Consider the following 25870-nt stretch of genomic DNA (forward strand, 5'->3'; position numbering starts at 1 on the left):
GCAAAAAACTGTTGATTCTGTACACGAGGACGAATACAACAAATTTTTAACAAATTTTGCGTTTTATCCCTTTTCATCCGGCACGCTTTATGCTAAAATGAAAGTGGATCACCCCGGGCACAGCGCTGTTTGCAGCAGTGCGTTACCAATGTGCCCTGTAACGCGCCCGCCCTGCGCGGCAGAACGCTGTCGGCAGCCGGGTGCAGCCCGTTTGTTTTTAGCAAAGCAAGGAGAGAATTGGAATGAGTTTCAGAGGAATCAATACCACGGTCATCCAGATCCGCCGTCAGGTGTTCACCGAGGTGGCACGCATGGCTTACGCCAACGTGAAGGGTGAACAGGCCAACCACCTGATGCGCAAGATCCCCTACACCATCATCCCCGGCGAGGAAGGCAAGCTGCGCAAGGACATCTTCCTGGAGCGCGCCATCGTTGAGGAGCGTGTGCGTCTGGCCATGGGCCTGCCCACCCGCCGCATGGACGAGCACAACAGCGTCGTCTCCGGTCTGGAGGATGCTTCCATCGCCGATAAGTATTATGATCCCCCGCTGGTGAACGTGATCAAGTTTGCCTGCAACCGCTGCCCGGAAAAGCTGGTCAAGGTCTCCGACCTGTGTCAGGGCTGCCTTGCCCACCCCTGTATGGAAGTGTGCCCCAAGAAGGCCATCACATGGGAGAGCGGCCGTTCCATCATCGATCAGGACAAGTGCATCAAGTGCGGCCGCTGCGTCGGCGTGTGCCCCTACAACGCCATCGTCAAGACCGAGCGTCCCTGCGCTGCAGCCTGCGGCATGGGTGCCATCCACTCCGATGAGCTGGGCCGTGCCGAGATCGATTACAGCAAGTGCGTTTCCTGCGGCCAGTGTCTGGTCAACTGTCCCTTCGGTGCCATTGCCGACAAGGGCCAGATCTATCAGCTGATCCAGGGCTTCAACCGCGGCGACCGCATCTACGCGCTGGTGGCTCCCGCCTTCATCAACCAGTTCCCGGGTCTGGCTTCCACCGGCAAGCTCAAGGCCGCCCTGAAGGCCGTCGGCTTCTACGATGTGGTGGAGGTTGCCATTGGTGCCGACCTGTGCACCGTGGACGAAGCACACGACTTCCTGGAGGAAGTGCCCGAGAAGCTCAGCTTCATGGCAACTTCCTGCTGCCCGGCATGGAGCATGATGGCAAAGACCGCTTTCCCGGATCTGGCCAAGAATATCTCCATGACCATGACCCCCATGGTGTTCACCGCCCGCATGATGAAGCAGAAGGACCCCGAGGCCCGTATGTGCTTCATTGGACCCTGCGCCGCAAAGAAGCTGGAAGCTTCCCGCCGCACCGTCCGCTCCGATGTGGACTTCGTGCTCACCTTTGAAGAGCTGGCCGGTATCATCGAGGCCAAGGATGTGGACACCAGCCTGCTGGAAGTGGACGAGGCCGAAGCTCTGCACGCTGCATCCGCAGCAGGCCGCGGCTTTGCACAGTCCGGCGGCGTTGCCAAGGCTGTTGCCGATAAGATCAAGGAATGGCACCCGGATATGGATGTCAAGATCGCATCCGCACAGGGCCTTGCCGAGTGCAAGAAGCTGCTCATGCTGGCCAAGGCCGGCAAGTACAACGGCTACCTGCTGGAAGGCATGGGCTGCCCGGGCGGCTGCATCGGCGGCGCAGGCACCATTGCCGACCCCGCACGCACGGCCATCCAGCTGAACAAGTACGTCAAGGAAGCTCCCTTCGCCGACCCGGAGCAGAGCCCCTTTATGAGCGAGATCCATGTTCTGAAGGACGACCCCGACTTTGAACTTTAAGCGCTGATTTTTCAAGAACCGCTTCTCCTGCCGGAGGGGCGGTTCTTCGTCATCTTCGCCCACCATATTTTATCAATGTGCAACATTTCTGTGAAAGCTTCACGAAGCGGATTGACAATTTTGCACAGCCATGCTATTTTAGCATTGACAAACTGGTATTACCGCAATTGTTCAACGCCGCCTCTGCGGCAGGAAAGGCAGATCATTCATGACGAATATTTATAAGCGCGTAAGCGCCGCCCTGCTCTCGGTGCTGCTGCTGTGCATGTTCACCTTTGGTGCAAGCGCTGCTTCCAGCCTGAACGTAGGCATTAAATTCTGGAAAGAAAAATCCGATAAGGAATCCATGGCCAACACCGGCATCGATGCCAGCCGTGATGTCACCCTCACCCGCCAGTCCAACGGCACCTACACGCTCACCCTGCCCATCCAGCAGGTAAGCAAAATGGGTGTCACCGGCTATCTGTCCGGCCTGACCATTGGTGATGTGACCTACACCGGCACCATCTCCGGCGATGTTGCCAAGGGCACCGGCGTGCTCACCATCAAGAACATGCCCGCCTCGGTGCTGACCGGCAGCGATGTGAACAAGGCACTCACCGTTACCTGCAACATTCAGATGGATCTGAGCGTGCTGGGCGAGATCAACACCACGGCCCGCATGTGCATCTGGAACAAGTAAGCTTTTTCAAGCAAAGAACGGCGTTCCTCACCGGAACGCCGTTCTTTGCTTTTATCACTCCATGTGCTTTTCCACAAAGTCGCCAACCATTTTGTCCAGCTGCAGCACAGCGTTCTCGGCACCCTTCATCACCTTGCGGGTGGTGCGGCGCAGCTGGCGCTGGTTCTGGGTGGCGGCCATCACGCCCACGGCACCCAGTGCCGCCCCCGCGGCCATGCCAAGCAGCATTCCGGAAGAACTGGTTGATTCATGTTTCATAGTAAAACTCCTTTCGGTGAAAAAGATCCGGTCTCCGGTGTTATTATTTCCTGTAAACTATCTGGTATCCGCTTTTTTTATGCAGAAGTTTGTGGTATACTGTTCTACGATGTTTTAATGGGCGGGTGTGCCCGGCTAAAAAGCGCACTGCTCATTCCGCATACTGGTAAGGAGGTTCCTTATTTGATACACCCTGTTGAACCCAAAAAAGTCCTTTGCATCCACGATCTTTCCGGCATGGGCCGCTGCAGCCTTGCAGTGATCCTGCCGGTGCTGTCGGTCATGGGCGTGCAGCCGGTGGCCCTGCCCACGGTGGTGCTTTCCACCCACACAGGCGGGCTTGGCACACCTGCACGACTGGACGGCTGCGCCTACGGCGAACAGGCGCTGGAGCATTACCATGCGCTTGGCGTGGAATTTGACTGCATCTATACCGGCTATCTGGGCGGTGAGGATCAGGTGGCACTGGCCGAAAAAGCCTTTGCCCTCTGGCCCGCAGCCAAAAAGATCGTTGACCCGGTCATGGGCGACAACGGCAAGGCTTACTCCACCGTAACGCCTGCTTTGATCGATCGCATCCGTGCACTGTGCGGTGCTGCCGATCTGATCCTGCCCAACTACACTGAGGCACAGATCCTGCTGCAGCGCCAGCCGCAGACCGAGCTGCTCACCGATGAAGCCGCACAGGCTCTGGCTGACGAGCTGACCGCTCTGGCCCCCGGGGCTGTCGTCACCGGCCTGCCGCTGGGCAAATACATCGGCTGTGCAGGCAGCGGAAAAGACCGCTTCCTCATCAAAAAGCTGCACATCAGCCGCAGCTTTCCCGGCACCGGCGACCTGTACGGTGCGGTGCTCATCGGCTCGCTGCTGCAGGGCAACGCCCTGAGTGCCGCCGCCGACAACGCTGCCGAGTTCGTGGCGCTTTCCATCCAGAACACGCCCGCCGCGCAGGATACCCGCTACGGGGTCTGGTTCGAGCCGCTTCTGCCGCGCCTGTGCCCGGCAAGCTCGGCAGAATAAGGGGAGGTACACCGATGAACGAAAAGCCAACCTTGAACATCGTTCTGGTGGAGCCGCGCATCCCGCAGAACACCGGCAATGTGGCCCGCACCTGTGCCTGCACTGCCTGTCGGCTGCATCTGGTAGGCCCCATGGGCTTTGCCATCGATGATAAAAAGCTCAAGCATGCTGGTCTGGATTACTGGCACTACCTCGACATCAGCTATTACGACAGTCTGGACGAGTTCTTTGCCAAAAACAGCGGCCCCTATTACTATTTTACCACCAAGGCACCGCAGCGCTACACCGATGTGAGCTACCCGGACGGTGCATACCTCGTGTTCGGACGCGAGGATGCTGGCCTGCCCGAAGCCTTGCTTGCCGCCAATCAGGAGCACTGCATCCGAATGCCCATGCGCGACACCTGCCGCAGCCTGAACCTTTCCAACAGCGTGGCCGTGGGCGTGTATGAAGTGCTGCGCCAGTGGGACTTTCCGGAGCTTTTGGACCACGGACACTTACGAGACTACGAATGGAAATGAGGGATATTATGAGCAAGATTGCGATCCTGACCGATTCCTCCTGCGATATCCCGCAGGAGATGGCCGAAAAATACGGCATCGACATCATGAGCTTCCACATCCTGCTGGACGATGTGGACTACGTGGAGCGTGAAAGCTGCACCAACACCGAATTTTACGATAAGATGCGTGCCGCTAAGGGCGTGCCCTCCACTGCCGCCATCACCCCCATCCAGTTCTGCGAAAAATACTGCCAGTACGTGGACGAGGGCTATACGGATGTCATTCATGTACCCATCAACAAATCCGGCTCTTCCACCTACAATAACGCCCTCATGGCACAGGGGATGCTGCGGGAAGAGCGCCCGGAGCACCACTTGAAGATCCATCTGCTGGACCCCCACACCTATTCCATGGTGTTCGGCTGGTATCTGTGCGAAATGGCCCGCAAGCTGAAGAACGGCGCAGAGATCAGCCATGTGATCCGGGAGTTTGAAAAGCAGATGGACTGCATGGAGATCGTTCTGGGCCCCTACAGCCTGAAGCAGATGAAAAAGAGCGGACGCATCTCTGCCGCTGCTGCTGTTATGGGCGAACTGATGGGCATTCGTCCCATCATCACCCTGATCGACGGCAAGACCAAGGTGGAGGCCAAGGTACGCGGCGATGACAAGGTGGTGCCCGCCATGGTGGAGCTGTGCAAACAGCGCAGCGAAGGCGTGGAGAACTTTGATTATATGATCGGCCACACCAACATCCCGCAGACCGCCGATCTGGAAAAGGCCTGCCGCAAGGCCTTTGGCAAACCGCCGCTGCTGGTGTTTGAGCTGGGCGGTGTCGTTTCCGCAAACACCGGCCCCGACACGGTGGCTCTGGTATACACCGGACACCCCAGAGGGTAACACACGATTTTAATAGCCTCCGCTTTCGCTCTGGCTATTTCAGCGGTAATTCTATTTTTATTTTGAGGTTCCGAAAAGCCTGCGGGCTTTTCGGAACCTCTTTTTCACCGGAAGGGTCCAAACCAAAAACTGCATCTGTACCTGATTCTGCGAAAATTCGTTGCAATCTGCCAAAAATTATGCTATACTGCCTTTTGCTGTGCTTTTTGTGCGGCATCCTTTCAGAGCAACTTAGGATTTTAGGCTCCCCGGCGTGTCTCGAACCATGCCGGGCCAAACCCACAGGGGCTGGCGGCCCTGTGCGGTCAAAATCATCCCGCTGGAGTATTATCATGAATCAGAATCCTTCTGTCCGTAAACTGGTGCGCTGCGGCGTGGTCGCAGCCATTTATGTTGTTCTCTGCATGGCTCTGCAGCCGCTCTCCTATGGTGCGGTACAGGTGCGTGTGGCTGAGGCGCTCTGCCTGCTGCCGGTGTTCGGTGCCGAGTACATTGCCGGTGTGGTACTGGGCTGCTTTTTGGCAAACCTGCTGGGCTCCACCATCGTGGATGTCATCTTTGGCACCCTTGCCACCCTGCTGGCCTGCCTTGTCACCTACAAGCTGCGGAACATCCGCATCAAGGGTCTGGCTATGGCGGCTTCCCTGCCGCCGGTGCTGTTCAATGCCGTGATCATCGGCATTGAGATCGCCGTCATGTTCCCGGACCCCACCTCCAGCGCTCCCATCTGGCTGGCCTGCATCACCAACGGCATCTCCGTAGGTATCGGCGAGCTCATCAGCTGCACCGTTCTGGGTGTGCTGCTGGTGAAGATCATCGAGAGCAGCAAGGCCCTGCGCAAAATTTTTGCAGCTTAATGACCGCAAGGAGGTTTCCATGCAGGCAAACGGAATGATCTTCTGGGACTGGAACGGCACTTTGATGGATGATGTTGATTTCACCCACAGCTGTCTCAACTGGATGCTGGAGACCCACGGTTATCCGCAGCGGTACGATCTTGCCGCTTACCGGGAAATTTTCGGTTTTCCCATTGAGGAATACTACACCCGCGCCGGTTTCGACTTTGCAAAGCACCCTTATGCAGAGCTGGCCGAGCGCTTTATGGAACATTATAACGCAGGTGTGGATGCCTGTCCCCCCTCTGCACACGCTGCCGAAACGCTGGCCGAACTTTCGCGCCAGGGCTGGCGGCAGAGCGTGCTTTCCGCCTCCCGCCGGGACTACCTGATCGAGCAGGTAGCCGCACGGGGCCTGCAGGGCTATTTTACCGAGTTGCTCGGCCTTGCAGACATCTATGGCGTAAGCAAAGTGCAGGTGGGCAAACAGTGGCTTGCACAAAGCGGCATCGCCCCTGCTGCCTGCGTGATGGTGGGCGACACCCAGCACGATGCCGAAGTTGCAAAGGCCCTTGGCACAAAATGCGTGCTCTACACCGGCGGCCACCAGTCCCGCGCGCGGCTCGAGGCTGTGTGCCCGAATGTCATCGACGATCTGGCACAGCTGCCGCAGCTGCTGGAAACCTTATAATGTACATCTGACCACTTCTGATTTGCAAAAATCAGAGGTGGTTTTTGTTTTAGCTGGCTCGCCCTCTCAGTCTCGCATTCGCTCGCCAGCTCCCCAAAGGGGGAGCCTTTGGCGAAACCGGAAACTTTGCGTGAATTGCCAAGGCCTCCCACTTTGGGGGAGGTGGATGCGACCAGCGGGAGCAGACGGAGAGGGCAAGGCTGTTCGCCTCCACCACATATCTTTTCCTTTTATGAACCCCTTTCCAGCGCAAATTTACAGAAAATTCATTCAAAAGCCGGCTAAAATAACCTTGCAGGTTTGACGCGTCTGCCGCTTTGGTGTATCATATATGTGTGTATTTATGTCTATCTCCGGGAAGCATTTTCCCGAATTTGATCTATGAGGTGTTACCAATGTCCCTTGTTGAAAAACTCTTTGGCAGCTTCTCGGACCGGGAGCTGAAAAAGATCAACCCCATTGCCAAGCAGGTGCTGGCTCTGGAAGAAAAATATGCCGCCATGCCGGATGCCGACCTGCAGGCACAGACCGCTGTGTTCAAGCAGCAGCTGGCCGACGGCAAGACCACCGATGATATCCTGCCCGATGCCTTTGCCGTCTGCCGCGAAGCCGCATGGCGCGTGCTGGGCATGAAGCACTTCCCTGTGCAGGTCATCGGCGGCATTGCCCTGCACCGCGGTGATATTTCCGAGATGCAGACCGGTGAAGGCAAGACTCTTGTGGCTACCCTGCCCGCCTACCTGAATGCCCTCACCGGTGAGGGCGTGCATGTTGTCACCGTCAACGATTACCTTGCCAAGCGCGACAGCGAGTGGATGGGCAAGCTCTACCGCTGGCTGGGCCTTTCTGTCGGCCTGATCGCACAGGGCATGGACGGCGATGCACGCCGCGCCGCCTATGCTGCCGACATCACCTACGGTACCAACAACGAGTTCGGCTTCGACTACCTGCGCGACAACATGGTGACCTATAAGGCCAACATGGTGCAGCGCGGCCACGCCTATGCCATCGTCGATGAAGTGGACTCCATCCTGATCGATGAAGCCCGCACGCCCCTGATCATTTCCGGCCGCGGCGAGGATTCCTCCAGCCTGTACACACAGGTGGACCGCTTTGTGCGCACCCTGCGCAAGAGCGTGGTGGTAGAGCTGGAGGATAAGGTTTCTACCGACGAGCAGACCGACGGTGATTACGTCGTGGACGAAAAGCACAAGACCTGTACCCTGACTGCCAGCGGCATCAAGAAAGCGGAAGCCTACTTCAAGGTCGAGAACCTTGCCGCCGCCGAGAACATGACCCTTGCCCATCACATCGATCAGGCCATCAAGGCTTACGGCGTGATGCAGCGGGACATCGATTACGTGGTCAAGGATGGTCAGGTCATCATCGTGGACGAGTTCACCGGCCGTCTGATGATCGGCCGCCGCTACAACGAAGGCCTGCATCAGGCCATCGAAGCCAAGGAGGGCGTGAAGATCGCCGCCGAGAGCAAAACGCTGGCTACCATCACCTTCCAGAACTACTTCCGCATGTACAAAAAGCTGTCCGGTATGACCGGTACCGCCAAGACAGAAGCCACCGAGTTCACCGAGATCTACGGCCTGAACATCGTTACGGTGCCCACCAACCGCCCCCGTCAGCGCATCGATTATCCGGATGCCATCTACAAGACGGTCAACGGCAAATACAATGCCGTTATCCAGCAGGTGCTGGAATGCCACCAGAAGGGCCAGCCCGTGCTGGTGGGTACGGTCAGCGTGGAAAAGAGCGAAACCCTTGCCAAGATGCTGCAGAAATACACCCGCGACTTCAACGTGCTGAACGCAAAGAACCACGAGCGTGAAGCCGAGATCGTGGCGCAGGCCGGCAAAAAGGGTGCCATTACCATTGCCACCAACATGGCAGGCCGTGGTACCGATATCATGCTGGGCGGCAACGCCGAGTTCATGGCCAAGGCCCAGATGCGCAAGGAACACTTCTGCGAAAACCTGCTGAACCCGGAAAAGCCCGAGGATGCCGACCCGGCCGCAGTGGAAATGCTGCTGACCGAAGCCAACGGCCACGGCGATACCGAGGATGCCAACATCCTTGCTGCCCGCAAGCGCTTCGATGAGCTGTACGCCCAGTGCAAGCCCCAGATCGATGCCGAAGCTGAGCAGGTGCGCGCTGCAGGCGGCCTGTTCATCATCGGCACCGAACGCCACGAGAGCCGCCGCATCGACAACCAGCTGCGCGGCCGTGCCGGCCGTCAGGGCGACCCGGGTGCTTCCCGCTTCTACCTGAGCCTGGAAGATGACCTGATGCGCCTGTTCGGCGGTGACCGCGTCTCCAGCCTGATGGATACCCTCAAGATCGATGAGGACACTCCCATCGAGAACCGCATGATCACCAACACGCTGGAAAGCGCCCAGAAAAAGCTGGAAGGCCGCAACTTCGAGATCCGCAAGAACGTGCTGAAGTACGACGACGTGATGAACCAGCAGCGCGAGATCATCTATGGTCAGCGCCGCAAGGTGCTGGATGGCGAGGATATCAGCACCGAAATGCACAAGATGCTGCGCGAGAACATCGATTCCAGCTGCGACCAGTTCCTGGCCGGTGATGTGAAGGACGATTGGGACTTTGGTGCCCTGCGCCGCCACTATCTGGGCTGGCTGACCACCGAGGAAGACCTCCACTACACCGTGGCCGACTTTGACGATATCTCCCGCAAGGGCATTGCCGACCAGCTCTATGACCGCGGCATGAAGATCCTCGCCGACAAGGAGCAGCGCTACGGTGCTCCCATCATGCGTGAGCTGGAGCGCATCTGCCTGCTCAAGTGCGTGGACCGCATGTGGATGGACCACATCGACAACATGGACCAGCTGCGTCAGGGCATTGCGCTGCGCGGCTACGGCCAGAAGGACCCCGTTGTGGAGTACCGCATCGAGGGCTTTGACATGTTCGACCAGATGGTGGATTCCATCCGTGAGTCCAGTGTGAAGATGCTGCTGACCATCGAGATCCGTCAGGCCGGTGCTGCCCCCAAGCGTGAGCAGGTGGCAAAGCCCACCGGCGAAGGCTTTGTGCCCGGCAACGGTGCACCCGGTGCCAAGGGTGCACCCCACGGCCAGCCTGTGCGTGTCATCAAAATTGGCCGCAACGACCCCTGCCCCTGCGGCAGCGGCCTGAAGTGGAAAAAGTGCACCTGCGCCAAGTACCACCCGGAAGGCACATCGACGAACGAAAACTAAGTAAAAAACCTCTCAGGCTCTGCCATAAGGCAGGGTCTGGGAGGTTTTTGATAAAATAGAGGGAGTTGATTTTGGAATGATCACACCAGAAAAACTGCTCGAATCCGCAAAGGAGCTGGAAACCCAGCTGCGCACATGGCGGCGCACCCTGCACCGCCACCCGGAGGTAGGCTTTGACCTGCCCGAGACAAAAGCGCTGGTCAAAAAAGCCCTGACTGAGATGGGCTATGCCCCGCAGGACTGCGGCAAATGCGGCGTGCTGGCGCTGGCGGGCGGCAAGCGCCCCGGCAAGACCATCCTGCTGCGCGGTGACATGGATGCTTTGCCCATTCAGGAGGAATCCGGCGAAGAGTTTGCTTCCGAGGTGCCGGGCAAGATGCACGGCTGCGGTCACGATATGCACACCGCCATGATGCTGGGTGCGGCAAAGCTGCTCAAAGAACACGAGGACGAGATCGAGGGCACCATCAAGCTGGAATTCCAGCCTGCAGAGGAGATTTTTCAGGGTTCGCTGGACATGCTGAAAAACGGCCTGCTGGAAAACCCGAAGGTGGATGCCGCGGTCATGTTCCATGTTCTGGCCGGGATGCCCCTGCCCGTGGGCACCGTGCTGGTGCCGGGCGGCGGCATCACCATGGCAAGCTGTGAGCAGTACCACATCACCGTACACGGCAAGGGCGGCCATGGCTCCATGCCCAACGCCTGCATCGACCCCATCACCGCAGCGGCCCACATCCACATTGCCCTGCAGGAGATCAACAGCCGTGAGCTGGACCCCGCCAAGTTTGGCGTGTTCACCACGGGCCGGTTTGAAGCTGGCAAGGCATCCAACGTCATCCCGGATTCTGCCGATATGTGGGGCACTATCCGCACGGTGGACCCCGAAGGTGCCGTGAGCGAGCAGATCCACCAGCGCATGACCGAGATCGCGCAGGGCGTGGCGGCAGCCTATCGCTGCACTGCTGATGTGGAGTTCAGCGACCACTGCCCCTGCATGGTGGTGGATACGCCTCTTGCCAAGAATGCCCTGACCTATATGACTGAACTGCTGGGCCGTGGTGCCATGGATATGACCATCCTCACCGGCGGCAAGCCCGGCGGCGGCAGCGAGGACTTTGCCTTTGTCAGCCACGAAGTGCCCACCGTGGGCATGTTCCTCTCTGCCGGCAACGCCAAGGAGGGCTATGTTTACGGCCAGCACCACCCCAAGGTACGCTTTGACGACAGTGTGCTGTACACGGGTTCTGCGGCCTATGCCTATATGGCTCTGCGGTGGCTGAGCGACCACAAGGCATAACCATTCGGAAAATTTATCATTTATTTGAACCTCCGAAAAATCTGCGGATTTTCCGGAGGTTCTTTTTCACGGATGGGTTCGGAGCAGCACGCTGCATCTCTTAAAAATCGCCTTTATAAACAAAAAAATCCCGGAAGCTTCACACCCTCCGGGGTCTTTTTTATATCAGCTTTGCCCCCGCATGCGGCAGGCTGTCGGCCCCAAGGCTTTGCAGCTGCTGCGGCAGGGCGGCGAGGTCGCCGCCGGTGTAATACCACGCAGCGGCAAACGCGGCCAGTGCCAGAATCAGCAGAAAAATCAGGGCATTCCGCACCCTGTGCCGTTTGCGCGGCGCTGCTGTCGGTGCATCCGGCTCCGGCTTGTCCGGCAGGCGCTGCGCCGTCAGGGCATCTGCCGGGATGGCCCTGCCATACTTCTGCCAGATCGTTCCCGCCGCCTGCGGCAGGCCGGAAGCCGCCCGGCGGATCATATCCAGCAGCCACAAAGCAGGCGTATCTGCATTGGCCACCGTGCGCACCCAGCAGCCTTTCCGGCTGCCCAGAAACAGCACCGTGTCCTCGGCGCGCTCCAGACACCCGGCTGCAAAGTCTGCACCCACAAGGCGCTGCGCTGCCCGCACACGGGTAAGCTTTGCCGGCACCGGCCCGCCCTTGACCCGGCAGACCTTTGCGCTCAGCTTTTCCCGCACCTTTGCGTCGGCATAGCTCATGGCTCCAAAATCAAACACTTTTTCTGCACCGGCCACCGTTTCCATCCGGGCTTCCAGCAGAGTGCCTGCATCCGCATCACAGCATACCAGCAGCCTGTGGTGCGTTTCCAGCGCCTGCACCGCTGCATGAACAAGGGTCATCTCCCCTTCTCCGTACAGCTCTGCCGCAAAGCGGTCTGCCAGCGTTTTCCGCGCCTTGCTCAATGCCGCGGGCGTTTCTGTCTGCAGCGCAGCCAGTGTTTCTGCACCGCGGCTGCGGCACTGGGCAGCAAGTCCTGTCTGCTGCACTGCCTGTTGTACTGCCCACAGCGGTGCGCCAAACAACCGCAGCACACAGGTGGTCTGCGTTTTTTCTTCGTGTATCAACTGCTTCACCCCCGCGGCCCGGGGCCGCTCGTATTAACCCTTGAGGAAGGTGCTGTCCAGTGCCGTCAGAGCCGCATCGTCATGCCGGGCGCTTTTTGCCAGTGCCTGTGTATCTGCAGGAACTTTGCCCTGAGCCAGACGCAGCGCCAGTTCCAGTGCCGCCTGTGCCGCGCGGGCACGCACCAGCGCACGGTCGGGGCGGGAGACGAAGAGCTTTTTCACATAAACAGTCTCACCGCAGGCCGCACCCAGATACACCGTGCCCACCGGGCGGACGGCATCGCCGCCGTTGGGGCCTGCCAGACCGGTGACGCTGACAGCGATATCGGCCCCGGCAGCTTCGGCTGCACCCAGTGCCATCTGTGCTGCCACCGGTGCGGACACCACATTGTACTTTGCGATCGCCGCCGGGTCTACGCCGATCATCTTTGCCTTGGCCTGCTCCCAGTAGGTAACAAAGCCGAAGCCGAACACCTCACTTGCACCGGACACATTGGTCAGCCGCTGGGCGATCATGCCGCCTGTGCAGCTTTCTGCCGTGGCAATGGTGAGTCCCTTTTTCTTCAGGGTGTGCACCAGAGTCTCTTCCAGACCGGTCACATCCTCATCATACACCGCATCACCCAGCAGATCATAGAACTTTGTGGCGTATGCGCGGCACATTTTTTCGGCTGAACTGTCGGTTTCTGCCCGGGCAGTAATGCGGATCTCGCACTCGCCGGTCTTGCAGTAGATGGCGGCGGTGGGATTTGCGTTTTCCAGCAGATGCCGCACACGGTATTCGATATCGCTTTCGCCGCCCAGCACCCGCAGCGTGATAGAATGCAGGGTGCAGTTCTGGCGGGCCAGCAGCAGCGGGCGCACGCTCTCCTCCCACATGGCTTTCATTTCGTGAGGCACGCCGGGCATCAGCACGGCGCAATGGCCATCCTGCTCGAACCATGCCCCGGGGGCAGTGCCGTGGTTATTGATGATCTTGTGGCCGTTCACCGGCACCATGGCCTGCTTGCGGTTGTTGGGGGTAGTCTTGCGCCCAGTGCGAGTGAAGAAATCCACGATCTTCTGCCATTCTTCCGGGTCAAAAGCCAGCGTATCACCGTAACATCCAGCAACCGTCTCCTTGGTCAGGTCGTCTGCGGTGGGGCCAAGGCCTCCGGTGAACACCAGCAGATCGCACCGCTGCTTTGCTTCGTTGACGAAATCCGCCAAACGGCCGTGGTTGTCGCCAATGGTGCTCTCGCGCTGGACGGTGATGCCCAGAGCCGCCAGTTCCCGGCTGAGGTACTGGGCGTTAGTGTTCAAAATGTTGCCGAGCAGCAGCTCGGTGCCCACACTGATGATCTCTGCTGTCATGGCTGACTTACCCCTCAAATTCGACCTGATCGGTGATACGGATGCGGATGCGCTCGGCGCTCTCTGCTGCTTCGGCTTCCAGCGCGGCAAGGCCGGGCATGGCGGCTTCGGCTTCCAGAATTTCGGCCAGCTCCGGGCGGATCTTCGGGTGCGGCGGGGTGAAGATGGTGCAGCAGTCCTCGTAGGGCAGGATGCTGGTCTCAAAGGTGTTGATGTGGCGTGCCGTCTCCACGATCTCGGTCTTGTCCATGCCGATGAGCGGGCGCAGGATGGGCAGATCCTGCGCAGCGTCAGTGCACTGCAGGGCCTTGACGGTCTGGCTGGCTACCTGAGCCAGACTCTCGCCGGTAACAAGGGCTTCGCAGCCCTGCTTCTTGGCAATAACGTTGGCAATGCGCATCATGCTGCGGCGCATCAGCACCGTGAACAGCACATCTGGAGCATTATCCCGGATGTACTCCTGCGGCTTTGTGTAGGGCACGACGAACAGATTGGAGCTGCCCGTATAGATGCTGGTGAGCTGCGCCAGAGCTTTTACCTTGAGCTTTGCGCGCTCCGAAGTGTACGGCGGAGACGCAAAGTGGATGTGGTCCAGTGCCAGACCGCGCTTTGCCATGCGGTAAGCTGCCACGGGACTGTCGATGCCGCCAGACAGCATGTTCAATGCACGGCCGCTGGTGCCCACGGGCAGACCGCCCTCACCGGGTATTTTCGGGCCGTGAATATACGCGCCGTAATCACGAATTTCTACGATCACCTTGAAATCCGGGTTATGCACATCCACCTTGAGGTAGTTGTGTTTGCCCAGCAGATAGGCACCCAGCTCCCGCATCAATTCAGGGCTGGTCATGGGGTAGGTCTTGTCGGAGCGGCGGGCTTCCACCTTGAAGGTGCGGATGCCGTGCAGACTGGCACCGAGGTAATCCTCAGCGGTCTGGCAGATGGTGTCAAAGTCCTTGTCGCAGACCACGGCGCGGCTGAGCGCCGCAAGGCCGAACACCTTGCTCACCCGGTCAAAGGCGAGGTCCATATCCACGTCCTCTTCCTCAGGCTCCATGTAAAAGGTGGACTGGGTGCAGTAGACCTTGAACTTGCCCACGGTCTTGAGCCGGTAGCGCAGAATTTTCATCATCGCCGACTCAAACTGGTTGCGGTTGAGGCCTTTCAGGGACATTTCACCCTGATAGCCCATAATGATTTCATGCATAAATGTTGTATCTCCTGATCGTAGGATTTGTTTTTTTCACTTTCTGATCTTCTGCAGATGCTTCATACCGTCCTCAAAGCGGTTGAGGAAAGCATCCACATCCTCCGGGGTGTTGTCGCCGCAGAAGGACACGCGGATGGCCGTGTCGATGGCAAGCGGGTCTTTGCCCATGGCTGCCAGCGTATGGCTGGGCTGGCCGCGGCCGCAGGCACTTGCCGAGGAAACATACACCTGTGCTTCGGCCAGCCATGCCAGCATGGTCTCGCTCTTGATGCAGTTCTCGCTGAAGTTCAGCACCTCGGGCACCGCGTTCTCCGGGCTGTTGAGCTCTACCTCCGGGAAAGCTTTCAGGCCGTCCCGCAGACGCTGGTTCAGGGCCTTCATAGCGGTGTCACGGCTCTTCATGGTCTTGGCAAGACGGGTGGCGGCTGCGGCAAGACCCATGGCGTAGGGCAGGTTTTCGGTGCCCGGGCGCAGGCCGCGCTCCTGCTCACCGCCGAGGTACGGTGGCCGGAACGCCTGCACCAGACGGTCAGAAAGATACAGCGCGCCAATGCCCTTGGGAGCGTGGATCTTGTGGCCGCTCACCGACAGGGTGTCGATGTTGTCCAGCTTGATGGGCACACGCATCCATGCCTGCACCGCATCCACATGGACGATGGTGCGGCTGTTGCGGCGCTTGACCTCGGCGGCAAGGCGTTCCACATCGTTGCGGGTGCCCACCTCGTTGTTCACCATCATGCAGGCCACGAGGATGGTGTTCTTGTCCACATGCTCCAGCATTTCGTTGATATCCAATGTGCCGTCCGGGCGGGGCTTGACCACCGTGACGTTGTAGCCCTGCTTCGCCAGCTCTTCCAGCGGGCGCTGGACGCTGGGGTGCTCAAAGCCGGACACCACGATGCCCTTGCCGAAAGTGCGGGTGCGCACCGCGCCCAGCAGAGCCAGATTGTTGCTCTCACTGCCGCAGGAGGTAAAGTACAACTCCTTTGATTTGCAGCCCAGTGTGCGGGCCACAGCGGCACGGGCGGCGTTCAGCGCTTCCTCGCTGCGGGCACCGGGGCCGTACAGGCTGGACGGGTTTGCCCAGTGTTCCCGCATGGCCTTGTCGATTACATCCGCCACCTCGGGAGCAACCATCGTGGTGGCGGCGTTATCCAGATAATGCAATTCAGGGTTTTGCAGCATAAAAGGGATTCCTGCTTTCTAAATTTTCATAGTAAACCATGATAAGTATACCACAACAGGCTGTAGAACGCAAAATATTTGACGCTGTTTTTCCTTGACAAACACCCCGGCATTGTGCTATCTTTACTGCATAGAGACCGTATCTCTGCTGACGGAACCTTGTGGAGCACCACAGTGCAGGGATGGCGGGAGAGTCAATGCCGACCGTCTGGGCAGCCTTGCGCAATTGCTGCGCAAAGCTGCCCTTTTTTTCATTCCTTTCCGTCATCGCTGCGCAACTCCATTTCTCCCGCCGGGCGAGATTTCCGCTGTGAAAAGCTCCCCCTTCGGGGGATCTGGCTGTGAACGAAGTGAACAGACTGAGAGGGTTTGTCAAGGAGGATGTCTGATGAAAACCGATATCGAGATCGCACAGGAAGCCAAAATGAGACCCATCACCGAGATCGCCGCCCAGCTGGGCCTTTCCGATGAGCACGTGATCCCCTATGGCCGCTACAAGGCCAAGATCGATCACCGCCTGATCCACGATGCCAAAAAGCAGGGCAAGCTGATCCTTGTCACTGCCATCAGCCCCACCCCGGCGGGCGAGGGCAAGACCACCACCAGCGTGGGTCTGGCCGATGCCATGAACGCTCTGGGCAAAAAGACCATGCTCTGCCTGCGTGAGCCGTCCCTCGGCCCCGTGTTCGGCATCAAGGGCGGCGCAGCCGGCGGCGGCTACGCACAGGTGGTGCCCATGGAGGATATCAACCTGCACTTTACCGGCGACCTGCACGCCATCGGCACAGCCAACAACCTGCTGGCTGCCATGATCGATAACAGCATCCAGCAGGGCAACCCGCTGAACATCGACCCCCGCCGCATCACATGGAAGCGCTGCATGGACATGAACGACCGCCAGCTGCGGTTCATCGTGGACGGTCTGGGCGGCAAGGTGAACGGCACCCCCCGCGAGGACGGCTTTGATATCACCGTTGCCAGCGAGGTGATGGCAATTTTCTGCCTTGCCACCAGCATTTCCGATCTGAAGGAGCGTCTTTCCAAGATCGTATGCGCCTACACCTACGACGGCAAGCCCGTCACTGCCGGTGAGATCGGTGCTGCCGGTGCCATGACCGCCCTGCTGAAGGACGCGCTGGACCCGAACCTTGTGCAGACGCTGGAAAACAACCCCGCCATCATCCACGGCGGTCCCTTTGCCAACATCGCCCACGGCTGCAACAGCGTGCTGGCTACCAAGCTGAGCCTTTCTCTGGCCAACTACACCATCACTGAAGCAGGCTTTGGTGCCGATCTGGGCGCAGAGAAGTTTTTGGATATCAAGTGCCGCTACGCCGGTATCGCTCCCTCTGCCTGCGTGCTGGTGGCCACTGTGCGTGCCCTCAAGAGCCACGGCGGCGTGGCAAAGGCCGACCTGAGCCAGCCCAACCTCGAAGCCGTCAAGGCCGGTGCATCCAACCTCATCCGCCACATCGACAACCTGAAAAATGGCTTCGGCCTGCCGGTGGTGGTCGCCATCAATGCCTTCCCCACCGATACCGCCGAAGAGCAGGCCTATGTGGAGCAGGTGTGCGCCGAGCAGGGTGTTCCCTGCGTGCTGAGCGAGGTATTCGCCAAGGGCGGCGAGGGCGGCAAAGCTCTGGCCGAGAAGGTGCTGGAGGTGCTGGAGGATCGTCCCATCCAGTACACCTACCCGCTGGAAATGCCCCTGAAGGACAAGATCAACGCCATCGCCACCAAAATTTACCGGGCCGACGGTGTGAACTACAGCGCCGCCGCCAGCAAGACACTGGCCGAGCTGACTGAGATGGGTTACGGGAACCTGCCCGTGTGCATCGCCAAAACCCAGTACAGCTTCAGCGACAATGCCAAGCTCACCGGTGCCCCCACCGGCTTTACCATGGAGGTGCGCGAGGTGCGCCTTGCTGCCGGTGCAGGCTTTGTGGTGGTCATCTGCGGTAATATCATGACCATGCCAGGCCTGCCCAAAAAGCCCGCCGCTGTTGGCATCGATGTGGATGCCGACGGCAAGATCACCGGCCTGTTCTAAGTTTCAAGTAAAAAATAAGAGGTTCGCTCAGTGAACGAACCTCTTATTTTTTATCCTTCTGTGTGGTTGCACAGATAATCCGTCCATGCGGCATACCCGGCGGGTCTCAGATGGTAGCCGTCCGGCTGGGCGTAGCTTTCGATCAGGTCGCCGTTTTCATCTGCCAGCACTTCCCACAGGTTGAGAAAATAGCAGTTCTTTTCCAGCGCAATGGCTGCCAGCTCATTGTTGATCTGGCACAGGCGGTCGCGGTTCAAGCCCTCATGGCCGGACTTCTGGCATACTTCCGGCCGCACCGGCGTGATGGACTGCACATAGATCTTTGCATTTGGCAGTGTCTGGCTCAGCATGTCCAGCATCAGCCGGTAATAGGTCAGAAAGCTGCTATAATCGGTATCGCGGCCTAGCACGTTGGTGCCCAACAGAACATAAATAGCTCTGGGCTGCTGGGCGGTCAACGCTTCCAGCGGCACCTCAGCCACGCCGTCGGCGCGCTTGCAGGTGGTGCCGTTGACGATCACGTTCGGCCCAACACCCTTGTACGCACAGAACATGGCGTTCTGCATTCCTTCTTCGTACAGCTGCATGCCCTGCGTCAGGCTGTCGCCCACAAAGCTCACGTCATTGAACCATTCCTTGCCCACAGCCGTGCTGCTCTTTGGCAGCGCCGCCATACGGAAATCCAGCGCAGTGGCCGCGCTGTCTGCAAGCGTCTGCACCGTGAGCTGCCGCGCCACCGCGTAGGAGGCCGTGTTCCAAGTATTATCCTGTGTTACCTCCTGCAGGATGGTGTTCTGCCCAACGCCGGAGGGCCGCTGTTCCCGGTGCAGGCTCTTCCACAACATCCCGATGGCTCCCACCAGCAAAAGCAGCAGCAGCAGAGCTGCCGCCATGAACCGCCTGCGCCAGCGTTTGCGCAGCACGCGCCGCCGGTATTCCTGATAGTCTGCCATGCTGTCTCCCTCACTTTTCTGCCCGGGCTATGCTGCGGGCTTTCTCGTTCTTAGTATACCATATCTGTGCATTCCGGCAAGACCCGTTTTCTGCCAGAGTGCCTAAAATTGCAGATTCTTTTGCACGCAGGCATGCCATTGTGTGCAAAAAGCCCGCCTTCTATCGGGTCAAAAGCTTGCATCCTGTACCATAGATGTGTTATACTGAACTGAACTACTATTGATAGGGAGGCTTTCACGATGGCATTTACTCCAAAACTGACTTATAAAGGCAAGCCCCTCGTCCGCAAGGACAATGAGCTGTACTACGGCAATATGACCGACCCATATGTGCTCTATCTGCAGATCATGACCACCAAGCCTGTGGGCGACCAGCAGGTTGCAGACAAGGTCCACCTGATGCTGCTCTCTACCGACACCGCCAAGGCTCCGCAGGAGCGCGTGATGCGTCAGACCACCAAGATCGGCCTGTACAACGCTTTGGACATCGGCAGCATCTGGCTGCAGAAGGCAAACGCACAGTAAACAAAAAAGACCGCTGCACCGGAGTGCAGCGGTCTTTTTTGTTTACTCTTCGGTCACTTCAAAGTCGAGGGGTTTGCCGCAGTTCGGGCACTTGGGTGCGCCGTCCAGCAGTTCGTCTTCCTCAAACACAGCGGTGGTGCCACAGTCCGGGCAGGTCACTTCGTACTGCACGGGGCCATCCTCGGCATCCTCTTCGCCGTCCCCTTCCAGAGCGACCTCAAAGGTCACGCCGCAGTGCGCACAGTTGGCTTCGCCTGCATCCAGATCATCCTCGCTGACGTAAACGGTCTCGCCGCAGTTGGGGCAGGCCACTTCATAGAACGGCTCGCTGGCGATGTCATCATCCTTGGCATCGTCGTCGCCATCGGTGTCCTCATCCTCAGCGTCCTCGCTTTCGCCGTCTTCGTCCTCCTCGTACAGATCTGCTTCCAGATCTTCCAGCTCATCGCTCAGGTCGTTGATCTGGTCGTAGGCACGGGAAAGATCTTCGTCCACACTCTCGATGACCTCAGCCATTTCACCCAGCAGTGCGCTCATGGCCTTGATGATCTTGCCCTCTTTGGTGGTATCATCAATGCCCAGACCATCGACCAGACCCTGCAGATAAGCTGCCTTTTTGTTCAGTTCCATACGAATGCCCTCCTTAAAATGAGAAAAATCGGAGTTTTAAAAAACCGGGCAGACGGTTGCCCGCAGCCCGGTTTGGCGTTAAAGGGATCAGACGCGCTCCATATACTCGCCGGTGCGGGTATCGATGCGGATGTGGTCGCCCTCGTTGATGAACAGAGGCACACGAATCTCAGCACCGGTCTCGACGGTAGCGGGCTTCAGGGTGTTGGTGGCAGTGTTGCCCTTGACACCCGGCTCGGTCTGGGTAACTTCCAGCTCGATGAAGTTGGGGATCTCGACGCTGAACACCTTGCCCTTGTAGCTCAGCAGCTTGCACAGCTCGTTCTCCTTGCAGAACTTGAAGTTATCGGGCACATCGGCTGCGTTGACGGGGATGTCATCGTAGGTCTCGTTGTCCATGAAGTGGTACAGATCGCCATCCTCGTAGCTATAGGTCACGTCCTTGCGCTCGATGAAAGCCTGCGGGAACTTTGCGGTCGGGTTGTAGCTGGTCTCAACCACAGAGCCGGTAATCACGTTCTTGGTCTTGGTACGGACAAAGGCAGCGCCCTTGCCGGGCTTCACGTGCTGGAACTCAACGACCTGAAGAACCTGGCCGTCCTGCTCAAAGGTCACGCCATTGCGAAACTCGCCTGCAGAAATCATAGGAATTCCTCCATTAGTTTAATCTCAAATGCTTAACGCATATCTCTATTTATTTTACCCAATCCGTTTGCATTTGGCAAGGGGTTTCGGCAAAAAAGACGATAAAAACACAAAATTTTTTACGTTTTGCACGCTGCATGGTACATCTGCTGCATAGCCCCGGCATCCTCAGCCTGCGTGCCTGCGCTCTCGCAGATGATGACCGGCTGCAGCTTCCGCTCAGCCAGCAGTTCCATCAGCGGCTGCGGCTCCGGGCCGAACTGGGTCTCGGCAAAGGTCCAATGGCGCTTTTCGCCGCCCGCCGAATACTCGATGCGGGAAAAATGCACATGGAACCGTTCTGCCCGTTGGTCCCCCAGCTTTTCTGCCATGCGGTCAAGGATGGCAGCGTAGTCCTCTTTCGAGCGGATGCCGCCCAGAGTGCGGGCATTCAGGTGGCCGAAGTCGATGCAGGGCGTAATGCGCTTATCCACGCTGCACAGCGCCAGCACCTCGTCCAGTGTGCCCAGCTGGCCGATCTTACCCATGGTTTCCGGGCAGAGAGTCATATCGGCAAAGCCTGCTTCGTCCAGCGCTTTCACGGCACGGCGCATGGTATCCAGCGCTTTTTCAAGGGCCGCTTCCCGGCTCTGCTTGCCGCAGCTGCCGGAGTGGAAGATGATGCGTCTGCCGCCCAGCGCTTTGCACACCGCCGCACTTTGCAGCAGATACTGGATGCTGTTGAGCCGCTTTTCCTCTTCCAGACTGGACATACTGATATAATACGGTGCATGCACGCTGAACAGGATATCCTTTGGCCCGGCCAGTGCGGCCATTTTTGCAGCCTTGTCCAGCCCCAGACGCACGCCGCGCCCGCACTGGTACTCGAAGGCGTTCAGTCCCATCTTTGCGGTGTACTCCGGCACATCCAAGCTGCTTTTGTAGCCTTGGGCGGCAAAGCTGTCGCTGGTGCCTGCGGTGCCGAACCGGATCTTCCAATCGCTCACAGGGTCTTGCCTCCCCGGTCATAGTATTTCTGCCAGTGTTTTTTCTCCCACTTACGCTTGAGAATGACCTGCGCACCGAGGTCCGGGCCGCGGGGCACCACCATCAGGCCCGGAATGCCGTACAGCGCTGCCGCCATGCGGTCGGCATAGAGCTGGTCGCCCACCATCGCCATCTGACGACGCTTCACGCCCATGCGGTGCTGCGCCGCCATCAGAGCAAAGGGCAGCGGCTTTGCGGAACGGTACAGGTACGCAAGGCCCAGCTTCTGGGCAAAGGGCCGCACCCGCTTTTCCGCACCGTTGGATACGATGGTGAGCCTGACACCTGCCTTGCGCATAGTGCCCAGCCACACGGCCACTTCTTCCGGCAGCTCCTGACTGCGGTCGGCGGTGAGGGTGTTATCGATATCCAGCACCAGCGCAGTGATGCCTTTTTCCGCCAGCCATTCCGGCGTGATGTGGGTGACATCCTTGAAAACGTATTCGGGGGTGATGAGCATAGTATTTCTCCCTGCAATGAAAATAGGGGAGCCTGCAATACAGGCTCCCCTACATCGGCGTTAGCAACGCGTATGAAATCTAAAGCAACAGCGACTTCAAGTGATCAATTACTTGAACTTGCGCTTGCGGGCTGCTTCGGACTTCTTCTTGCGCTTGACAGACGGCTTCTCGTAAGCCTCGCGCTTACGGACCTCTGCGAGCACACCGCTGCGAGCGGTGCTGCGCTTGAAGCGACGCAGTGCGCTTTCCAGCGACTCGCCCTCTTTAACACGAATTTCCGACATCTTATTCCCTCCCTTGGACCGTGAGGCAGGAATTTCGTTGTTACATGGTAACTAACAGTAGACAGTATAGCGCATTTTCTCCGGTTCGTCAACCTTTTTTTGAAAGTTTTTTGCGCAAAATCTTTGAAAAGATTTTGAATAAACGTTCCCGGGTGTTTTATGCGCCAGTCCGCCTCTGCGGGTAGTTGTATATCCAGCCTTTCGGCAGGGTATCGGTTGGTTTAGCCCTTGACAGCCAGATTGACCAGACGGCCCTTGACGTAGATCTCCTTGACCAGCTGCTTGCCTTCCAGAGCGGCAGCAACAGCGGGGTCAGCCTTGGCGGCAGCAATGGCGGCAGCAGCGTCAATGTCGGCAGCCACCTTCAGGCGGGCCTTCACCTTGCCGTTCACCTGCACAGCGATCTCCACTGTGCTTTCCACGCACTTGGCCTCTTCGTACTTGGGCCAGGGGTAGTAAGCCAGCTGCTCGTCGTGGCTGTGGCCCAGCTTCTCCCACAGCTCTTCGGTCATGTGGGGAGCAAACGGGTTCAGCAGCTGAACAACGGTCTCCAGCTCGGCCTTGGTCGCGCCGCCGTTGTCGTACAGGGCGTTCACCAGCGTCATGAGCTGGGCAATGGCGGTGTTCATCTTCAGGGTCTCGATGTCAGCGCCCACCTTCTTGATGGTCTGGTGCATCAGGGTCTCGACCTGCGGGCGATAGCCCTCGCCCTCCACCAGCTTGTCGGACAGTGCCCACACGCGGTCCAGGAAGCGGTTGCAGCCTGCGATGGCAGAGGTCTGCCACGGTGCAGCCTGCTCAAAGTCGCCCATGAACATCTCGTACAGACGCATGGTGTCGGCACCGTACTGGTCCACCACCTCGTCCGGGTTGATGACGTTGCCCAGAGACTTGGACATCTTCACGATGGGGTGGCGTGCCATTTCGCCGTACTTTTCTTCCAGAGCCTTTTCAGCGGCCTTCTGGCTGCCGTACTCCTTCAGCAGCTTTTCCTGCTCCTCAGCGGGCAGGTTGACAAAGCTGTGGGGGTTCAGGCCCAGGATCATGCCGTGAGCGGTGCGCTTCTGGTAGGGTTCCGGAGAAGGCACAGCGCCGATATCATACAGGAACTTATGCCAGAAACGGCTGTACAGCAGATGCAGGGTGGTGTGCTCCATGCCGCCGTTGTACCAGTCCACCGGAGACCAGTATTCCAGAGCTTCCTTGGAAGCAATGGCATCCTTGCAGTGGGGGTCCATGTAGCGCAGGAAGTACCAGGAAGAACCGGCCCACTGGGGCATGGTGTCAGTCTCGCGGATAGCGGGGCCGCCGCAGCAGGGGCAGGTAGTCTTGACCCAGTCCTTGTGGCGGGCCAGCGGAGATTCTCCGTCCGGACCCGGCTCAAAATCGGTGATGTCCGGCAGGGTCAGAGGTAGGCTGCTCTCGGGCAGAGGCTGCCAGCCGCACTTTTCACACTTGACCATGGGGATGGGCTCGCCCCAGTAACGCTGACGGCTGAACACCCAGTCGCGCAGCTTGTAGTTGACCTTATCGCAGCCCTTGCCGTTTGCCTCCAGCCAGTCGATCATCTTTTTCTTTGCATCGGTGACGGACAGGCCGTTCAGGAAGCCGGAGTTGACCAGCGTGCCGGTGGCCACATCGGTGAAGGCGGCTTCGTCCAGATTGGACGGGGTATTGCCCTTGACCACCTCGATGATGGGCAGGCCGAACTTCTTGGCAAACTCCCAGTCGCGGGTATCGTGGGCGGGCACAGCCATGATGGCACCGGTGCCGTAGGTGGACAGAACGTAGTCGGAGATGAAAATGGGGATTTCGGTATCGTTGACCGGGTTGATGCCCATGACGCCTTCCAGCTTGACACCGGTCTTTTCCTTGTTCAGCTCGCTGCGCTCAAAGTCGCTTTTGCGGGCTGCCTCGGCCTGATAGGCCTTGACGGCATCGGCATTCTTGAGGATGCCCTTGTCCAGCCATTCCTTGACCACGGCATGCTCCGGGGAGACGACCATGTAGGTGGCACCAAACAGGGTGTCACAGCGGGTGGTGTACACGGTCAGGGTATCGCCTGCGGTGGTGCCGAAGTTGACCTCTGCGCCGTGGCTGCGGCCAATCCAGTTCTTCTGCTGGGTGGCAACGCGCTCAATGTAATCCAGACCGTCCAGACCATCGATCAGCTTATCGGCATAAGCGGTGATCTTGAGCATCCACTGGCTCTTGACGCGGTGAACGACCTCGCTGCCGCAGCGCTCGCACACGCCGTTGACAACTTCCTCGTTGGCCAGCACACACTTACAGCCGGTGCACCAGTTGACGTTCATCTCCTTCTTGTAAGCCAGACCATGCTTATACAGCTGCAGGAAGATCCACTGGGTCCACTTATAATACTCCGGATCGGTGGTGTTGATCTCGCGGTCCCAGTCAAAGGAGAAGCCCAGAGCCTTCAGCTGGCTGCGGAAGTGATCCACATTGTTCTTGGTGACAATGGCCGGGTGGATGTGGTTCTTCATGGCAAAGTTCTCAGTGGGCAGGCCAAAAGCGTCCCAGCCCATGGGATACAGCACATTGTAGCCGTTCTGACGGCGCTTGCGGCTGACCACGTCCAGCGCGGTGTAGCTGCGGGGATGGCCTACATGCAGGCCGGCACCCGACGGATACGGGAACTCGACCAGTGCATAGAACTTGGGTTTTTTGTGGTCGATCTCGACATGGAAGGTCTTTTCGTCCTCCCACACCTTCTGCCACTTGGCTTCAACAGCCTTGTAATCGTACTTCATGTTTGTAATCAGCTCCAGACTTTACTTTTGCATATACCGTAATTGGAATGATTTATGCTACAGGCTGCCTGCCGCAAAAGGCAGGGCCGTTCTGCCTTATTCGACAGTGCTATCCGGGGTAAGGTACTCGGAGATATCAATGGGTTCGCCGTCGGCCCACAGGTGCTCCAGATCGTAGTAGGTGCGGGTGTTGGGCACGAATACGTGCACGATGACGTTGGAATAATCCAGCAGCACCCAGTTCTTGGAATCGTAGCCCTCCGTGCTGTAGGGCTCCAGACCCTTCTGGGAAAGCTCGTACTCCACCTCGTCGGCCAGAGATGCCACCTGCGTGGTGGAAGTGCCGGAGGCAATGACAAAGTAATCGGTGAGCACGGTCAGGCTTTCCACCTTGAGCACGCGCACATCGTGGGCCTTTTTCTTATCCAGGATCTTTGCGATCTCAATGGCAAGCGCCTTGCTGTCGTTGAAGTTCTCCATATGTTTT

24 protein-coding genes and 2 riboswitches are annotated in these 25870 nt (G+C 58.5%); of the genes, 11 read left to right on the plus strand and 13 right to left on the minus strand.

The features are described 5' to 3' along the window. The first annotated feature begins 242 nt into the window (after positions 1 to 242). On the plus strand, positions 243 to 1793 hold the full coding sequence (locus tag DW937_RS04230; RefSeq protein ID WP_120080052.1) for a 4Fe-4S dicluster domain-containing protein: 1551 nt from the start codon (positions 243 to 245) through the stop codon (positions 1791 to 1793). 208 nt (positions 1794 to 2001) lie between these two features. Further along, positions 2002 to 2475 (plus strand): pilin, encoded by a 474-nt coding sequence (locus tag DW937_RS04235; protein ID WP_120120224.1) that lies wholly within the window; start codon positions 2002 to 2004, stop codon positions 2473 to 2475. 54 nt (positions 2476 to 2529) lie between these two features. On the opposite strand, the gene DW937_RS04240 is transcribed toward DW937_RS04235, so the two are convergent. Next, positions 2530 to 2733 (minus strand): hypothetical protein, encoded by a 204-nt coding sequence (locus DW937_RS04240; RefSeq protein WP_044954007.1) that lies wholly within the window; start codon positions 2731 to 2733, stop codon positions 2530 to 2532. Between the two features lie 183 nt (positions 2734 to 2916). On the opposite strand from DW937_RS04240, the gene DW937_RS04245 reads away from it, so the two are divergent. The 7 genes from DW937_RS04245 (at position 2917) to DW937_RS04280 (ending at position 11215) form a co-directional block, all read left to right on the plus strand. Further along, positions 2917 to 3753 carry a bifunctional hydroxymethylpyrimidine kinase/phosphomethylpyrimidine kinase gene (locus tag DW937_RS04245; RefSeq protein WP_242702906.1) on the plus strand — a complete coding sequence of 279 codons (837 nt, stop codon included), beginning with the start codon at positions 2917 to 2919 and terminating at the stop codon, positions 3751 to 3753. Positions 3754 to 3767: 14 nt separating this feature from the next. Then, the gene (locus DW937_RS04250) at positions 3768 to 4274 is read left to right on the plus strand and encodes a tRNA (cytidine(34)-2'-O)-methyltransferase (RefSeq protein ID WP_005944287.1); all 507 of its coding nucleotides are present in this window, start codon (positions 3768 to 3770) and stop codon (positions 4272 to 4274) included. Further along, a complete protein-coding gene (locus DW937_RS04255; protein WP_005944288.1) occupies positions 4265 to 5155 on the plus strand; it encodes a DegV family protein in 891 nt (296 codons plus the stop codon). Before DW937_RS04250 ends, DW937_RS04255 begins: the two co-directional genes overlap by 10 nt. Positions 5156 to 5379: 224 nt before the next feature. After that, a riboswitch (PreQ1-III riboswitch) is annotated at positions 5380 to 5480 on the plus strand. A 7-nt stretch (positions 5481 to 5487) separates the two neighbouring features. Further along, entirely contained in the window at positions 5488 to 6012 is a 525-nt protein-coding gene (locus DW937_RS04265) for a QueT transporter family protein (RefSeq protein ID WP_118526288.1), read from the plus strand. A gap of 19 nt (positions 6013 to 6031) precedes the next feature. Further along, complete coding sequence (locus DW937_RS04270; protein WP_120120226.1) at positions 6032 to 6682, plus strand: HAD family hydrolase; 651 nt, start codon at positions 6032 to 6034, stop codon at positions 6680 to 6682. A gap of 395 nt (positions 6683 to 7077) precedes the next feature. Beyond that, positions 7078 to 9918: a preprotein translocase subunit SecA gene (secA, locus tag DW937_RS04275; protein WP_120080044.1), complete on the plus strand. Its 2841-nt coding sequence runs from the start codon at positions 7078 to 7080 to the stop codon at positions 9916 to 9918. Positions 9919 to 9994: 76 nt separating this feature from the next. Further along, a complete protein-coding gene (locus DW937_RS04280; RefSeq protein WP_120120227.1) occupies positions 9995 to 11215 on the plus strand; it encodes a M20 family metallopeptidase in 1221 nt (406 codons plus the stop codon). A 160-nt stretch (positions 11216 to 11375) separates the two neighbouring features. Here DW937_RS04280 and DW937_RS04285 read toward each other — a convergent pair whose 3' ends face one another. Genes DW937_RS04285 through DW937_RS04300 form a run of 4 tightly spaced genes read right to left on the minus strand, consistent with a single transcriptional unit; the run spans position 11376 to position 16038 of the window. Further along, complete coding sequence (locus DW937_RS04285) at positions 11376 to 12290, minus strand: hypothetical protein (RefSeq protein WP_120120228.1); 915 nt, start codon at positions 12288 to 12290, stop codon at positions 11376 to 11378. Positions 12291 to 12323: 33 nt separating this feature from the next. Continuing rightward, a complete protein-coding gene (locus DW937_RS04290) occupies positions 12324 to 13643 on the minus strand; it encodes a competence/damage-inducible protein A (RefSeq protein WP_120120229.1) in 1320 nt (439 codons plus the stop codon). Positions 13644 to 13650: 7 nt separating this feature from the next. Then, positions 13651 to 14850 carry a tRNA uracil 4-sulfurtransferase ThiI gene (gene thiI / locus DW937_RS04295; protein WP_120120230.1) on the minus strand — a complete coding sequence of 400 codons (1200 nt, stop codon included), beginning with the start codon at positions 14848 to 14850 and terminating at the stop codon, positions 13651 to 13653. A 36-nt stretch (positions 14851 to 14886) separates the two neighbouring features. Further along, a complete protein-coding gene (locus tag DW937_RS04300; RefSeq protein WP_120120231.1) occupies positions 14887 to 16038 on the minus strand; it encodes a cysteine desulfurase family protein in 1152 nt (383 codons plus the stop codon). Positions 16039 to 16172: 134 nt separating this feature from the next. Continuing rightward, positions 16173 to 16259: riboswitch (ZMP/ZTP riboswitch) on the plus strand. A 167-nt stretch (positions 16260 to 16426) separates the two neighbouring features. Here DW937_RS04300 and DW937_RS04305 point away from each other — a divergent pair. Next, on the plus strand, positions 16427 to 18088 hold the full coding sequence (locus DW937_RS04305; protein ID WP_120120232.1) for a formate--tetrahydrofolate ligase: 1662 nt from the start codon (positions 16427 to 16429) through the stop codon (positions 18086 to 18088). Positions 18089 to 18138: 50 nt separating this feature from the next. Here the strand turns inward: DW937_RS04305 and DW937_RS04310 are convergent, their stop codons facing one another. Continuing rightward, positions 18139 to 19041 carry a GDSL-type esterase/lipase family protein gene (locus DW937_RS04310; RefSeq protein WP_120120233.1) on the minus strand — a complete coding sequence of 301 codons (903 nt, stop codon included), beginning with the start codon at positions 19039 to 19041 and terminating at the stop codon, positions 18139 to 18141. 240 nt (positions 19042 to 19281) lie between these two features. Here DW937_RS04310 and DW937_RS04315 point away from each other — a divergent pair, with 240 nt between their 5' ends. After that, complete coding sequence (locus DW937_RS04315) at positions 19282 to 19566, plus strand: hypothetical protein (protein WP_120120234.1); 285 nt, start codon at positions 19282 to 19284, stop codon at positions 19564 to 19566. A 42-nt stretch (positions 19567 to 19608) separates the two neighbouring features. Here the strand turns inward: DW937_RS04315 and DW937_RS04320 are convergent, their stop codons facing one another. The 7 genes from DW937_RS04320 to rsfS form a co-directional block, all read right to left on the minus strand. Further along, positions 19609 to 20196 carry a CD1247 N-terminal domain-containing protein gene (locus DW937_RS04320; protein WP_097776556.1) on the minus strand — a complete coding sequence of 196 codons (588 nt, stop codon included), beginning with the start codon at positions 20194 to 20196 and terminating at the stop codon, positions 19609 to 19611. 87 nt (positions 20197 to 20283) lie between these two features. Continuing rightward, positions 20284 to 20841 carry an elongation factor P gene (efp, locus tag DW937_RS04325; RefSeq protein ID WP_005928281.1) on the minus strand — a complete coding sequence of 186 codons (558 nt, stop codon included), beginning with the start codon at positions 20839 to 20841 and terminating at the stop codon, positions 20284 to 20286. A gap of 119 nt (positions 20842 to 20960) precedes the next feature. Next, on the minus strand, positions 20961 to 21827 hold the full coding sequence (locus tag DW937_RS04330; RefSeq protein ID WP_120120235.1) for a TIM barrel protein: 867 nt from the start codon (positions 21825 to 21827) through the stop codon (positions 20961 to 20963). Further along, positions 21824 to 22327: a YqeG family HAD IIIA-type phosphatase gene (locus DW937_RS04335; RefSeq protein WP_097776554.1), complete on the minus strand. Its 504-nt coding sequence runs from the start codon at positions 22325 to 22327 to the stop codon at positions 21824 to 21826. The genes DW937_RS04330 and DW937_RS04335 overlap by 4 nt, the downstream gene beginning before the upstream one ends. 108 nt (positions 22328 to 22435) lie before the next feature. Continuing rightward, a complete protein-coding gene (gene rpsU, locus DW937_RS04340; protein ID WP_005928271.1) occupies positions 22436 to 22612 on the minus strand; it encodes a 30S ribosomal protein S21 in 177 nt (58 codons plus the stop codon). 221 nt (positions 22613 to 22833) lie between these two features. Then, complete coding sequence (gene leuS / locus DW937_RS04345) at positions 22834 to 25383, minus strand: leucine--tRNA ligase (RefSeq protein ID WP_120120236.1); 2550 nt, start codon at positions 25381 to 25383, stop codon at positions 22834 to 22836. A 96-nt stretch (positions 25384 to 25479) separates the two neighbouring features. After that, positions 25480 to 25863, minus strand: coding sequence for a ribosome silencing factor (gene rsfS / locus DW937_RS04350; RefSeq protein WP_120120237.1), 384 nt, complete (start codon positions 25861 to 25863; stop codon positions 25480 to 25482). Positions 25864 to 25870: the final 7 nt, after the last annotated feature.

The organism is Faecalibacterium sp. AM43-5AT (genome assembly GCF_003603345.1).
In the GTDB taxonomy this organism is placed as follows: domain Bacteria; phylum Bacillota; class Clostridia; order Oscillospirales; family Ruminococcaceae; genus Faecalibacterium; species Faecalibacterium taiwanense.